A 13572-nucleotide genomic window follows, 5' to 3' on the forward strand; every position below is an offset into this window, starting at 1 on the left:
TTTGGCCGCGTTAGCGGCTACCTACATGGGGTGCAAAGGAGACTCCCCATGACCGACTATGTGACGCTCGCCGGCGGCTGCTTCTGGTGCACCGAAGCCATCTTCAAGGACGTGATCGGCGTCGAAACCGTCGAGAGCGGCTATATCGGCGGCGCGATTCCGAACCCGACCTACAAACAGGTCTGCGGCGGCGACACCGGCCATGCCGAGGCGATCCGCATCGGATACGATCCCGAACAGCTGAACCTCGGCGACCTGCTCGACATCTTCTTCGCCACGCACGATCCGACGCAACTGAACCGGCAGGGCAACGACGTCGGCACGCAATATCGCTCGGCGATGTTCCCTGCGGACGAGGCGCAAGAGGCCGAGATGCGCGCAGCGCTGGAACGCGCGCAGGCCGACAGCACGAAGCCGATCGTCACGACGATCGAGCCGATGAGCGAATGGTATCCAGCGGAGGATTATCATCAGGATTATTGGGAGGTTTCGGGCCGCTCCAACCCCTATTGCATGGCGATCATCCCGCCCAAGCTGCAGAAGCTGCGCAAGTCGTTCGCCGCACGATCGAAGGCCGCGGTGACCGCCTGACGCGGGAACCACTCGCCTTATCGCCAGTTACGACGCGACCGGATCGCCCTCGATCCGGTCGCTTTTTTCAAGGATTATTTCCCATGAAGCCCATCATCGCATTGTCGGCGCTCGCGCTGCTATCGGCTCCGCTCGCTGCGTGCGGCGGGCAGGGTGACGACAAATTGGCGAGCCGTGTCGAGGAATCGGCCGAGAACCGCGCCGACCAGATGGAGGCCACGGCTGACAATCTTGAGGATCAGGCCGAACAGGTTCGCGAAAACGGCGAAGACCGCGCCGAGGCGATCGACGATTCGGACGTGAACGCCGACGCGCTGACCGAAACGCAGAAGGCCGACGTCGTGAACAACGGCGCGACGGTCGTAAAATGAACTAATACGCGGCGCGGCGCAGGCGATCGTTGATCGCCGCGCCGACGCCATCCTCCGGCACCGGGGCGACCGCGATCCGCGGCTTCGGTCCGGCGTCGGCGCGGTGGAGCGCGTCGAACAGGTTCGCGGCGGCTTCGACAGGGTCGCCCGTGGGGGAAAGGGTCTCGTCGCCTGAGACGGGGCCGAAGCCGATCAGCCATTCGTCGCTATTGGGTGAAGTCGCGTCCAAGCGGAGCGGCTTGGTCGGCGAATAGTGGCTCTCAAGCTGCCCCGGCGACAGCACGCTCCCCGGCGAAGGCCGGGGCCCAGTGTTGGGCTGCGTCGTAACTAGGCCCCGGCCTTCGCCGGGGAAAAGCTGTTCGAGCGTGATCGGACCGGGCCTTAAAATCTCTTCGCCCATTACGATCGTCGATTCCAGTCCTGCCGCACACGCGCCGTCGTCGATAATCAGCGAAACCCGATCCCCCAGACTGCGCACCACATGCTCCGCCCGCGTCGGGCTGATCGCGTTGCTCGCATTGGCCGACGGTGCGGCAAGCGGCGCGCCCGTCGCCGTCAGCAGATCGCGCATCGCCCGCCCAGCAGGTACGCGCACCGCGATCGTCCCCAACCCCGCCGTCACCAGCGATGCGATCCCCGCCTCCGCCCGCAACGGCAACACCAGCGTCAACGGCCCCGGCCAGAACCGGGCCGCCAGATCGCGCGCCGCGGCGTCGAACACCGCGATCAGTTCCGCCGCCGGCAGGCCCAGCACATGCACGATCAGCGGATTGAAGCTCGGACGACCCTTGGCGGCGTAAATCCGCGCCACCGCCGCCGAATCGCGGGCGTCCGCCGCCAGCCCGTACACCGTCTCGGTCGGCACCGCGACGATCCCACCGCTCGCGATCAACGCCGCGGCCTCCGCGATCGCGGCCGCGCCGTAAGGGCGGACACCGGGGTGTTGAGCATGCATCGCGCGCGGCTATAGCGGGTGCGATCAGGAGAGAGAAATGCCCTTCACCCCCGCAGTCACCGAGCAGCGTTTCGTGCTCGATCAGATCGTCCGCATCGACGAACTCGCCGCGACCGATCGCTTCGCCAGCGCGACCCCCGACGTGATCGACGCGGTGCTGGAGGGGATCGGCGATCTCGCGAGCGGCGAATGGGCGCCACTGGCGCGCGCGGGCGATACCGTCGGCGCGAAATGGACCCCGGAAGGCGTGGTCATGCCCGACGGCTATGGCGCGGCGTACAAGGCCTATGTCGACGGCGGCTGGGGCGGCATCGGCGTGGCGGAGGAATTCGGCGGTCAGGGCCTGCCGTTCGCGGTCGCCGCCGCGGTGCTGGAGACGCTGGGGGCTGCGAACATGGGCTTTGCACTGGCCCCCACGCTGACCGTCGGCGCGATCGAATCTTTGATCCATCACGGCACGCCCAAACAGCAGGCCGAGTATCTGCCGAAGCTCGCGACCGGCGAATGGACCGGCACGATGAACCTGACCGAACCGCAGGCGGGCAGCGACGTCGGCGCATTGCGCACGATCGCGACCCCGCTGGAGGGCGACAAATGGTCGATCCGCGGCACGAAGATCTACATCAGCTTCGGCGATCACGACATGGCGGACAACATCATCCACCTCGTCCTGGCGCGGACTCCCGACGCGCCCGAGGGGACGCGCGGCATATCATTGTTCCTGGTCCCCAAGGTCCGGCTCGACGGCACGCCGAACGACCTCCGCGTCGTGTCGATCGAACACAAGATGGGGCTCCACGCCTCCCCCACCTGTGTCCTCAGCTTCGGCGATCACGATGATTGCGTCGGTGAGCTGATCGGCCCGGTGAACGGGGGCATGCGCGCGATGTTCACGATGATGAACAATGCCCGTCTCAACGTCGGACTGCAGGGCGTGCAGGTGGCGGAGGGCGCGACGCAGAAGGCGGTCGAATACGCCCGCGAACGCATCCAGTCGGCGCGCGCCGGATCGCCCGATCGCACCCCCGTCGCGATCGTCGAACATCCCGACGTGCGCCGGATGCTGCTAAGGATGAAGGCGCAGACGCAGGCCGCGCGGGCGCTGGTCTATTACGCCTGCGCGCAGGTCGATCGCGTCGCGCTGGGCGATGCCGACGCAAAGGACCGGCTTGAGATCATGACCCCGCTCGCCAAGGCGCACGGCACCGATCTGGGCAACGAAGTCGCGTCGATCGGCATCCAGATCCACGGCGGAATGGGCTATATCGAGGAGACGGGCGCCGCGCAGTTCTTCCGCGATGCGCGGATCACCCCGATCTACGAAGGCACCAACGGTATCCAGGCCGCCGACCTCGTCGGGCGAAAGCTGGGCCTGTCGAACGGCGCCGCCTTCGCCACGCTGATCGCCGATATGCGCGCCGAGGCTGAGCACGAACAGCTCCGTGCGCTGATCCACGCGTGCGAGGGCGTCGGCCGCCGCCTCGCCACCGCCGACGCGGACGACCGGCTCGCGGCAAGCTATCCGTTCCTGACGATGCTGTCGGTCGCCGCCTGCGGCTGGCTGATGGAGCGGCAGGGCCGCGCCGCGACCGGCGACACGGCCTTCGCGCAGATGAAGCGCGCCAGCGTCGCCTTCTATCTCGACCAGATCGTACCCGAGGCGCGCGGGCTGGAGGCGGCGGCCAGCGCCAGCGCGGCGGTGCTTTATGCGCTGTCGCCCGAAGCCTTCGCGGCCTGAGCGCGTTGTCCCGTCAAACCATCAGGAGCAGCCGCCCGTGAAATACCTCCACACCATGATCCGCGTCACCGATCCCGACGCCACGATCGCCTTCCTCGAACTCGTCGGGCTGAAGGAAGTCCGTCGGATGGAGAGCGAGAAGGGCCGCTTCACGCTGATTTTCCTGGCCGCGCCCGAAGACATGGCCGCCCCCGGCGAACGCGCGCAGGCCGAGGTCGAACTGACCTATAATTGGGATCCCGAAAGCTACACCGGCGGGCGCAATTTCGGTCACTTGGCCTACCGCGTCGACGACATTTACGCCACCTGCCAGCGGATCATGGATGCCGGGTTCACGATCAACCGCCCGCCGCGCGACGGCCATATGGCGTTCGTTCGCACCCCCGACGGCATCTCGATCGAGCTGCTGCAGGACGGCGTGCTCGACCCTGCCGAGCCGTGGGCGTCGATGCCCAACACCGGCGAATGGTGATGCCGCTGGAGATCGTCCGCGTCACCGTGCTGAGCGACAATTACAGCTGGCTGGTGCATGATTCGGCGTCGGGTGAGACGATGGTCGTCGATCCGGGCGAGGCGCAGCCGGTGTTAGACGCCGCCGCCGCGTGCGGCTGGTCGATCGGCGCGATCTGGATCACCCACTGGCATCCCGACCACACCGGCGGCAATGCCGGGGTTGTCACGGCAACGGGTGCGAAGGTGATCGGTCCAGAAGCGGAACGCGCCAAGATCGTCGGACTGGATCAGGGTTTGGCTGAGGGCGATACCGTGCGACTCGGCGATCATTCGGCGACGGTCATGGAAGTGCCGAGCCATACCGCGGGGCACATCGCGTTCCATTTCGCCGACGACGCCGCGATCTTCACCGGCGACACGCTGTTCGCGATGGGCTGTGGACGGTTGTTCGAGGGCGATGCCACGCAGATGCACGCCAACATGACCCGTTTCGCCGCACTGCCAGAGCATACGCAGGTATATTGCGGCCACGAATATACCCAGTCGAACGGCCGCTACGCACTCGTCGCCGAACCCGACAATTTGGCGATCCGCGACCGGGTGGCGCGCGTCGATGCGGCGCGCGCGGCAAACGAACCGACCGTCCCGACGACGATCGGCGAGGAACTGGCGACCAACCCCTTCCTCCGCGCGCCCGACGCCGCGACGCTCGCGCGGCTGCGGCAGGGCAAGGATGATTTCCGCGGCTGATTCTGTTATGCTGGCCGCGTGGGGGTGAAGGAGTGACCGATATGCGTAAACCCCTGTTCATGCTCGCCGCGGGTGCGGCAGCAATCCTCTCGATGACCGGCGCGACCGCCGCCGATCGATCGACCCGCGCGCAGGATCGCGCCGCCAAGGATGCCGCCGAATTCCAGAAGGCCGTCGCGGGCCTGACCCCCGGCAAGCCGATGTCCTGCCTGCCGCTGTCGCGCCAGTCGCTGGCGATGAAGGGGATCGGATCGAAACTGGTGTACCGCGCCAGCCGCAAGCTGATGTACGTCAACGATGCGCCGGGCTGCGAAGGCGTCGCGCGCGGTGACACGCTGGTGACGCGGCAATACACCGGCCGCTCATGCCGCGGCGACATCGCGCAGACCGTCGACCGCATCGCACGCTTCCCGACCGGCAGCTGCGCGCTCGGCGACTTCGTCCCCTATCGCGCGAACTGACGATGCGCCGCACCCTCGCGGCGTTGCTGCTGGCGGTGACGACCACCGCGTCAGCGCGCGATCCGCTGGAAGGCCGCACGCCCGGCCCAGCCAAGCGCTGCGTCCCCGTCACCCAGAACCGATCGCTGACGATCACCGCCGACCGCGTCATCCTGTACCGCGAATCGGGCCGTCGCATCTGGCGCACCGAGCCGATCGGCGCATGCACGCGCATGCGACCGATGGACACGTTGGTGATCGAGGTGTTCGGCGGCAGCATCTGCCGCGGAGACCGGTTCCGCGTCGTGACTCCGGGGCTGTCGATCCCGTCCGCCCCTTGCCGCTTCGGTAATTTCGTGCCCTACGACCGCACGAAAGTATCAGGAGCAACCAAGTGACCCGTCCCACCGAAGCCGAACTGACCGGAATCGAAGCGCGCCATTCGCCCAAGCCGGAGGTCGACGCGATCGGCGGGCGCAAGCTGAAGCCATCGACGCTGATGATGGGCCACGGCTTCGATCCCGCGCTGTCGGAAGGATCGCTGAAACCCCCGATCTTCCTGACCTCCACCTTCGTCTTCCCCAACGCCGCCGCGGGGAAGCGCCATTTCGAGGGCGTGACCGGCAAGCGCCCCGGCGGCGCGGAGGGGCTGGTTTATTCGCGCTTCAACGGCCCGAACCAAGAAATCCTCGAAGACCGCCTGGGCGTGTGGGAGGATGCCGAGGACGCGCTGACCTTCTCGTCCGGCATGTCGGCGATCGCGACCTTATTCCTCGCGATGGTGAAACCCGGCGACACGATCGTCCATTCCGGCCCGCTGTATGCGGCGACCGAAACGCTGATCGCGCGCATCCTCGGCAAGTTCGGGGTCAATTACATCGACTTCCCGGCGGGTGCGACGCGCGAGGAGATCGACGCGGTGATGACAAAGGCCGCGACCGGCAACGTCGCGTTGATCTATCTCGAAAGCCCCGCCAACCCGACCAACGCCCTGGTCGACGTGCAGGCGGTCGCCGCCAGCCGCGACGCGATCTTCGGTGAGAACAAGCCGCCGATCGCGATCGACAACACCTTCCTCGGCCCGGTCTGGCTCCAGCCGCTGAAGCATGGCGCGGACATCGTCGTCTATTCTTTGACCAAATATGCCGGCGGGCACAGCGATCTGGTCGCGGGCGGGGTGCTGGGGTCGAAGGAGCACATCAACACGATCCGGCTGATGCGCAACACGATCGGCACGATCTGCGACCCCAACACTGCGTGGATGCTGCTGCGCTCGCTCGAGACGCTCGAACTGCGCATGAGCCGCGCGGGCGAGAATGCGGCGAAGGTCTGCGGATATCTCCGCACGCATCCGAAGGTCGAACGCGTCGGCTATCTCGGGTTCCTGGAGGGCGGGGACGACGAACGGCAGGCCGACATCTACCGCCGCCATTGCACCGGCGCGGGCTCCACCTTCTCGCTCTACCTGAAGGGCGGGGAGGCGGAGGCGTTCCGGTTCCTCGACGCGCTGAAGATCGCGAAACTCGCGGTGAGTCTCGGCGGCACCGAGACGCTCGCCTCGCACCCCGCGGCGATGACGCATCTGTCGGTCGCCGACGCGCGCAAGCAGGCGCTGGGCATCACCGACAATCTCGTGCGCATCTCGATCGGCGTCGAAGACCCCGACGACCTTATCGCCGACATGGAAAACGCGCTGGCCGCGATTTAACGCGACCGACTTAGAAACCCCCTTCCCTCGCGCCGTCCGAAGCGGCATCCTTTCCACCGCGGACGACAAAGATCGTCTGTGATGGAGAGAGAGAATGGCCAAACGCATCGCGGTGATCGGCGCAGGGATGGGCGGGCTGTGCGCCGCGATTCTGGCGCGCGAGGCGGGGCACGACGTCACGATCTACGAACATGCCGATTCGGTCGGCGGGACGTGGCGCGCGAACCGCTACCCCGGCGTCGCGTGCGACGTGCCGGCGATCCTCTATCAGTTCAGCTTCGCCCCCAATCACAACTGGAGCCACAATTACGCGCGCGGCCCGGAAATCCACGCCTATACGAAGTCGCTGGTCGACCAGTTTGACCTTGGCGGGTCGCTCCATCTGAACGAAGGCGTCACCCGCGCGACATGGGACCCCGCCGCCAAGCACTGGACGGTCGAAACCGAGAAAGGCGCGCTGGAGACGTTCGACGCGATCGTCCCCGCGCTGGGCCAACTCAGCCGGCCGACGTTGCCCGACATCACGGGCGTCGAAAGCTTCAAAGGAGCAAAATTCCACGCCGCGGAATGGCCCGACGGGATCGAGCTGACCGGCAAGCGCGTCGGCGTGATTGGGTCGGCGGCGAGCGCCGTGCAGTTCATCCCCGAAGTAGCGAAGGACGCCGCCGCGCTGGTCGTGTTCCAGCGCACCGCCAATTGGGTGATCCCGCGCAACGACCTGGCGGTCACCGACGAAACCAAGGTGCTGATGGCGACCAATCTGCCGGTCGCGATGCGGCTGGGCGCACAGCAACGCGCGATGATCTTCGACAATGCCGACACGTTCTTCTGGCAGGCGTTCCAGTTCACGCCGGAGGGCCGCGCCGCCTTCACCCGCACCGCGCTCGACCATCTCGAGGAACAGGTGCCCGACGCCGAGCTCCGCGCGAAGCTGATCCCCGACTATCCGATCGGGTGCAAGCGCATCCTGATCACCGACGATTTCTATCCCGCCTTGATGCGCGACAACGTGACGCTGGAGACGAACGGGATTGTCGCGGTCGAACAGACCGGCGTGCGCACAACGGACAGTTTCCACGACCTCGACGTGCTGATCTTTGCGACGGGGTTCGAGACGACCGCATGGAACTGGTCGATGGAGGTCGTCGGGGCCGAGGGGAGGACGCTCAAGGAAACGTGGAAGGACGGACCCGAGGCGTATCTCGGTATCATGGTCCACGGCTTCCCCAATATGTTCATGCTCTATGGTCCGAACACGAACCTGGGGCACAATTCGATCAGCTTCATGATCGAGGCGCAGGTCGGCTACATGCTGAAGGCGCTGGCCGCGATCGAGACCGACGAGGCGCAGGTGGCGGAGGTCACCGCCGACGGCCAGCGCCGCTTCAACGATCGCATCGCGCAATTGCTGTCGGGCAGCGTCTGGGCCGACCCGCATTGCAAAAGCTGGTACAAGGCCGCGAACGGCCGCGTGTATCAGAATTGGTCCGGCAATTGCGCCGCCTATGCGGAGGAAACCGCGGAGGTCGATCGCGAGGCGGTGGCGCTGGTTTGAACGGTACGAGGCCGTCTTGTTATCCTCCCCTGCAAGGGGAGGTGGCAGGCCGCAGGCCTGACGGAGGGGTGTCGCGCTATCGAGACGGTGTCACCCCTCCGACGCGCTACGCGCGCCACCTCCCCTGGCAGGGGAGGATTTTCAATTACGCCAACGTCCGCACCCCCGGCTCGCGATCATAGAACCGCTTCTTCGCCGCCGCGACGAACTCTTTCCCCAAACCCGTCACACCATCGTCCGGCTCAACCCCCGCCTTGTCCAGCAAAGGCTTGGCCGCATCGCTCGCGCCGATTGCCTTCAGATGCCCGAACGCATCCATCGCGAACTGCACCGCGGCGCCCTCTTTCAGCAACGCCGCGCAGCCTTCCGCCGATAATACGATCGCCACCGCGTCGAAGATCTGGCTCGGCGATCCGGCCAACTGCCCGTCCGCCTTCTGCATCTTTCCATCGGACAGCTTTGCGCCGCCGACCTTCGGCGCGACGATCACCGCCTTGCCCTTCGCGTCCTCGACCGCTTTCTTCACCGCCGCCAGTTCGCCCGCGTCTGAGCCATCAGCGATCAGGATGCCGACCGCGCGGCCCTCCAGCGTGTCCTTCATGTTCTTGTGGATCGACAGCGCGTCGGATGGCGTCATGTCGACCGGCTCCTTCGCCGCCTTCATCTTCTTCGGCAGGGCGATGCCGAGGCCTTCAGCGACGCGCTTCGCCAGATCCTCATCGACGTTGCGCAGGTTCGCGACCATCCGCGGCGGCACCTGATCCAGCAGCCCGACCTTCGACAATTCGAACACGAACGACGACGCGATATGCGCCTGTTCGTGCGCGTCCTGCGAACGATAGAACAGCCGCGCCTGGCTATAGTGATCCGCAAACGTTTCAGCCCGCACCCGCAGCTTGTCGCCCTGCTCGTCAGGCCCGGTCGCCGCGTTCACCGTCGCAAAACCCTTCGCAACACTTTCGCGCGGCCCGCCATCCTCACCGTGTTCGGCCAGACTGTTCGGCTCGTAATTTGCCCGGCCTTTAGGCACCTGCGTCTGCATCATCCCGTCGCGCTGGAAATTCCCGAACGGGCAGCGCGGCGCATTGACCGGAATCTGGTGGAAGTTCGTCGTCCCCAATCGCGACTTCTGCGTGTCGAGATAGCTGAACAGCCGCCCCTGCAGCAAAGGATCGTTCGAGAAATCGATCCCCGGCACGATGTTGGTCGGCAGGAACGCGACCTGTTCGGTTTCGGCGAAGAAATTGTCGACGTTGCGGTTCAGCATCAGCGTGCCGATGATTCGCACCGGTACGTCGTCTTCGGGGATCAGCTTTGTCGCATCCAGCACGTCATACGGCTGCGCGTCGGCGAACTTCTGGTCGAACACCTGGATACCCAGCTCCCACCGCGGAAAATCGCCGCTGTCGATCGCCTCGAACAGGTCGCGGCGATGATAGTCGTTGTCCGCCGCCTGCAGCTTCAGCGCCTCGTCCCATATCGTCGACTGCAGCCCCAGCTTCGGCTTCCAGTGGAATTTCACGAAACTGACCTTGCCCGCATCGTTCACCAGCTTGAACGTGTGGACCCCGAACCCCTCCATCATCCGCAGCGACCGCGGCAGCGTTCGGTCGGACATCGCCCACATCAGCATGTGCGTCGTCTCGGGCATCAGCGACGCCCAGTCCCAGAAGGTGTCATGCGCGCTGCCCGCCTGCGGATAGCCGCTGTTCGCCTCCATCTTCACCGCATGGACCAGATCGGGAAACTTGATCGCGTCCTGGATGAAGAACACCGGAATGTTGTTGCCGACCAGATCCCAATTGCCTTCGCGCGTGTAGAATTTAACCGCGAAGCCGCGCACATCGCGCGGCGTATCGACCGACCCCGCACCGCCTGCGACGGTCGAAAAGCGCACGAAGACCTCGGTCTTCTCGCCCTTGGTGAACACCGCCGCGCGCGACAGATCGCTGATATCGTCGGTCGCCTCGAACACGCCGTGTGCGCCCGAACCCCGCGCGTGGACGATCCGCTCGGGGATACGCTCGTGATCGAAGTGGAAGATCTTCTCGCGCAGCACGAAATCCTCGAGCAGTGTAGGCCCCCGAGCGCCTGACCGCAGCGAGTTCTGATTGTCGCTGACCGGAACGCCGTGGTTGGTGGTCAGAACTGTGGCGTCACCGTCTGCCTGTTGATGCGTTTCGCCGCCGTTTCCGGGATTGCGTCCGTCGTCGCTCATGGAAATACGTCCTAGCTTGCGGTGAAGGTGATGCGCGTCGAACGAACGTCGCGGCGCATCGCTCCCCGTCATTCACCCTGATCGCGATCAACCCGAATGGCGCGGCACCGACGCGTGTGGCAGGGGCCGCGAATGACGACCCCGGAACATTTCGATGCAATCGTGCTCGGCGCAGGCGGCGCGGGGCTGATGTGCGCGGCAGTCGCGGGACAGCGCGGGCGGCGCGTGGCGTTGCTCGACCATGCCGACGAACCGGGCAAGAAGATCCTGATCTCGGGCGGCGGGCGGTGCAATTTCACTAACATCGGCGCAGGCCCGACAAACTACATCTCCGCCAACCCACATTTCGCAAAGTCCGCGCTCGGCCGCTACACCGCACAGGATTTCATCGCGCTGGTCGATCGCCACCGCATCGCCTGGCACGAAAAGACGCTCGGGCAATTATTCTGCGACGGCTCGGCGAAGCAGATCGTCGCGATGTTGCTCGACGAATGTCCGAACACCGTATCGCTCCGCCTCGGCCAGCCGATCCGCGACGTGACACACGCCGATGGCCGCTTCGCGGTAACCTACGGCGATCGCACGCTGACCGCGCCTGCGCTGGTGATCGCCACCGGCGGACCGTCGATCCCGAAGATGGGCGCAACCGGCTTCGCATACGACCTCGCACGCCGCTTCGGCCTGAAGGTGGTCGAACCGCGCCCCGCGCTCGTTCCGCTGACGCTCTCGGGCGACGAGGCGTTGTTCCGCAACCTCGCGGGCGTCGCCACCCCCGTCGTCGCACGCGCGGGCAAGGCGTCGTTCGCCGAGGCCGCGCTGTTCACCCACCGCGGCCTGTCCGGCCCCGCGATCCTGCAGGTGTCTTCCTATTGGCGGCACGGCGAGAGCATCGGGATCGACTTCCTCCCCGGCGTGGCGGACGGCTGGCTCCGCATCGCCAAACGCGCCCGTCCGCGCGCCGGATTGCGCAGCGCGCTCCCATTGCCCGCGCGTCTTGCCGAGGCGCTGGAGGAAAAACTCGCGCTCCCCGGCGAGCTTGGTGCGGCAACCGATAAGGCGCTGGCCGAGATCGAACGCACGCTCTCCGACTGGCGCTTCACCCCCAACGGCAGCGAAGGCTTCGCCAAGGCCGAGGTCACCGTCGGTGGGATCGCTACCGATGCGCTGTCATCGAAGACGATGGAGGCGCGCACCGTCCCCGGCCTCCACGCGATCGGCGAGGCGGTCGACGTGACGGGTTGGCTCGGCGGCTACAACTTCCAATGGGCCTGGGCGAGTGGTGTGGCTGCAGGGCAGAGCCTCTAACCCCGACAAGCACCTCCCCGGCGAAGGCCGGGGAGGAACTTACGCGAGGATTAGCTACCTCAACCGTCGCTGACCCGCTCGATATCCGCCCCGACCGCGCTCAGTTTCTCCTCCAGCCGCTCATAACCGCGGTCCAGGTGGTACACGCGCGACACCTGCGTCTCGCCGTCCGCCGCCAGCCCCGCCAGGATCAGGCTCATCGACGCGCGCAGGTCGGTCGCCATCACCGGCGCGCCGACCATATGATCGACACCGCGCACCACCGCAGTGCGCCCGCGGACCTGGATATCGGCCCCCATCCGCGCCAGTTCGGGCACGTGCATGTAACGGTTTTCGAAGATCGTTTCGGTCAACACGCTCGCCCCGTCGGCCCGGCAGAGCATCGCCATGAACTGCGCCTGCATGTCGGTCGCGAAGCCCGGAAACGGCGCGGTCGACAGCGTCAACGGCTTCAGCTTGCCGTCGGACGACACCCGCACCGAATTCTTGCCCTCCTCAATCGCGACCCCCGCCTCGCGCAGCGCATCCAGCGTCGCGCCCATGTCCGCCGCCGACACGCCGGTCAGTTCCAGGTCGCCGCCGGTGATCGCCGCAGCGCAGGCATAACTGCCCGCCTCGATCCGGTCGGGCATCACCGCATAGGTCGCGCCGTGCAGCCGGTCGACGCCCTCGATCTCCAGCGTCTCGGTCCCGACGCCCTCGATCCGCGCGCCCATCGCGATCAGGCAGCGGCACAGGTCGACGATTTCCGGCTCACGCGCGGCGTTGTCGATCCGCGAGGAGCCTTTTGCGGTCACCGCCGCCATCACGACATTCTCGGTCGCGCCGACCGACACGATCGGGAAGGCGTAGCGCCCGCCCGGCAAGCGCCCGCCCCCTCCTGAAACATTGGGCGCACGCGCGGTGACGTAGCCCGCGCTCATCTCCAGCTCCGCGCCGATCGCTTCCAGCGCCTTCAGATGCAGGTCGATCGGGCGGTTGCCGATCGCACACCCGCCCGGCAGCGACACGCGCGCTTCGCCCGCGCGCGCCAGGATCGGCCCCAGCACCAGGATCGACGCGCGCATCTTCCGCACGATGTCGTACGGCGCTTCCGTAGAGGTCAGCTTCCCCGCGCGAATGGTCATCACGCGCCCGAAATCCTCCGGTCGCGTGCCCTCTATCGCGGTCGACGCGCCAAGCTGGTTCAGCAAATGCCCGAACCCGTCGACATCGGCCAGCCGCGGCAGGTTGCGCAGCGTAACCGGTTCGTCGGTCAAAAGCGCGCACGGCAGCAATGCCAGCGCGGCGTTCTTCGCGCCGGAGATCGGCAATTGGCCAGACAGGCGGTTTCCGCCGCGAATGTGAATACGGTCCATAAGCGCGCCGCTCTACCGGACCCGCGACGCCACGCCAAGCAGGGCCGCGACGCCAAGCAGGGCCGCGGCGGATCGACCTTGATCGATTTTAATGCGTGCGCAGGCGCGGACACTGTAGCGTAGCCGCTTG

At 66.3% G+C, this 13572-nt stretch carries 13 protein-coding genes; 10 read left to right on the top strand and 3 right to left on the bottom strand.

Annotated elements, in window-relative coordinates; all coding sequences use genetic code 11:
- The first annotated feature begins 48 nt into the window (after positions 1-48).
- Both msrA and M0208_RS08400 read left to right on the top strand, forming a co-directional pair.
- On the top strand, positions 49-591 hold the full coding sequence (gene msrA / locus M0208_RS08395) for a peptide-methionine (S)-S-oxide reductase MsrA (RefSeq protein ID WP_258891259.1): 543 nt from the start codon (positions 49-51) through the stop codon (positions 589-591).
- An 83-nt stretch (positions 592-674) separates the two neighbouring features.
- Positions 675-962, top strand: coding sequence for a hypothetical protein (locus M0208_RS08400; RefSeq protein ID WP_258891260.1), 288 nt, complete (start codon positions 675-677; stop codon positions 960-962).
- A gap of 1 nt (position 963) precedes the next feature.
- Here M0208_RS08400 and M0208_RS08405 read toward each other — a convergent pair whose 3' ends face one another.
- Positions 964-1917, bottom strand: a complete 954-nt coding sequence (locus M0208_RS08405) for an L-threonylcarbamoyladenylate synthase (protein ID WP_258891261.1) — start codon at positions 1915-1917, stop codon at positions 964-966.
- Positions 1918-1954: 37 nt separating this feature from the next.
- Here M0208_RS08405 and M0208_RS08410 point away from each other — a divergent pair, with 37 nt between their 5' ends.
- From M0208_RS08410 to M0208_RS08440, 7 genes are all read left to right on the top strand, one after another.
- Positions 1955-3655 carry an acyl-CoA dehydrogenase gene (locus tag M0208_RS08410; RefSeq protein WP_258891262.1) on the top strand — a complete coding sequence of 567 codons (1701 nt, stop codon included), beginning with the start codon at positions 1955-1957 and terminating at the stop codon, positions 3653-3655.
- Positions 3656-3692: 37 nt separating this feature from the next.
- Entirely contained in the window at positions 3693-4127 is a 435-nt protein-coding gene (locus tag M0208_RS08415) for a VOC family protein (RefSeq protein ID WP_258891263.1), read from the top strand.
- Positions 4127-4858 carry a hydroxyacylglutathione hydrolase gene (gene gloB, locus M0208_RS08420; protein WP_258893200.1) on the top strand — a complete coding sequence of 244 codons (732 nt, stop codon included), beginning with the start codon at positions 4127-4129 and terminating at the stop codon, positions 4856-4858. Before M0208_RS08415 ends, gloB begins: the two co-directional genes overlap by 1 nt.
- Before the next feature lie 41 nt (positions 4859-4899).
- A complete protein-coding gene (locus M0208_RS08425) occupies positions 4900-5319 on the top strand; it encodes a hypothetical protein (protein WP_258891264.1) in 420 nt (139 codons plus the stop codon).
- Positions 5320-5321: 2 nt separating this feature from the next.
- Complete coding sequence (locus M0208_RS08430) at positions 5322-5696, top strand: hypothetical protein (RefSeq protein ID WP_258891265.1); 375 nt, start codon at positions 5322-5324, stop codon at positions 5694-5696.
- Positions 5693-7006, top strand: coding sequence for a cystathionine gamma-synthase family protein (locus tag M0208_RS08435; RefSeq protein WP_258891266.1), 1314 nt, complete (start codon positions 5693-5695; stop codon positions 7004-7006). The genes M0208_RS08430 and M0208_RS08435 overlap by 4 nt, the downstream gene beginning before the upstream one ends.
- 94 nt (positions 7007-7100) lie before the next feature.
- A complete protein-coding gene (locus tag M0208_RS08440; protein ID WP_258891267.1) occupies positions 7101-8561 on the top strand; it encodes an NAD(P)/FAD-dependent oxidoreductase in 1461 nt (486 codons plus the stop codon).
- 145 nt (positions 8562-8706) lie between these two features.
- Here M0208_RS08440 and M0208_RS08445 read toward each other — a convergent pair whose 3' ends face one another.
- Positions 8707-10779 carry a catalase gene (locus M0208_RS08445; protein ID WP_258891268.1) on the bottom strand — a complete coding sequence of 691 codons (2073 nt, stop codon included), beginning with the start codon at positions 10777-10779 and terminating at the stop codon, positions 8707-8709.
- A 132-nt stretch (positions 10780-10911) separates the two neighbouring features.
- Between M0208_RS08445 and M0208_RS08450 the strand changes: the two genes are divergently transcribed.
- Positions 10912-12084 (top strand): NAD(P)/FAD-dependent oxidoreductase, encoded by a 1173-nt coding sequence (locus M0208_RS08450; RefSeq protein ID WP_258891269.1) that lies wholly within the window; start codon positions 10912-10914, stop codon positions 12082-12084.
- 59 nt (positions 12085-12143) lie between these two features.
- Here M0208_RS08450 and murA read toward each other — a convergent pair whose 3' ends face one another.
- On the bottom strand, positions 12144-13442 hold the full coding sequence (gene murA, locus M0208_RS08455; protein ID WP_258891270.1) for a UDP-N-acetylglucosamine 1-carboxyvinyltransferase: 1299 nt from the start codon (positions 13440-13442) through the stop codon (positions 12144-12146).
- Positions 13443-13572 lie beyond the last annotated feature (130 nt).

The sequence above is a fragment of the Sphingomonas sp. SUN019 genome (assembly GCF_024758705.1).
Classification (GTDB): Bacteria; Pseudomonadota; Alphaproteobacteria; order Sphingomonadales; family Sphingomonadaceae; genus Sphingomonas.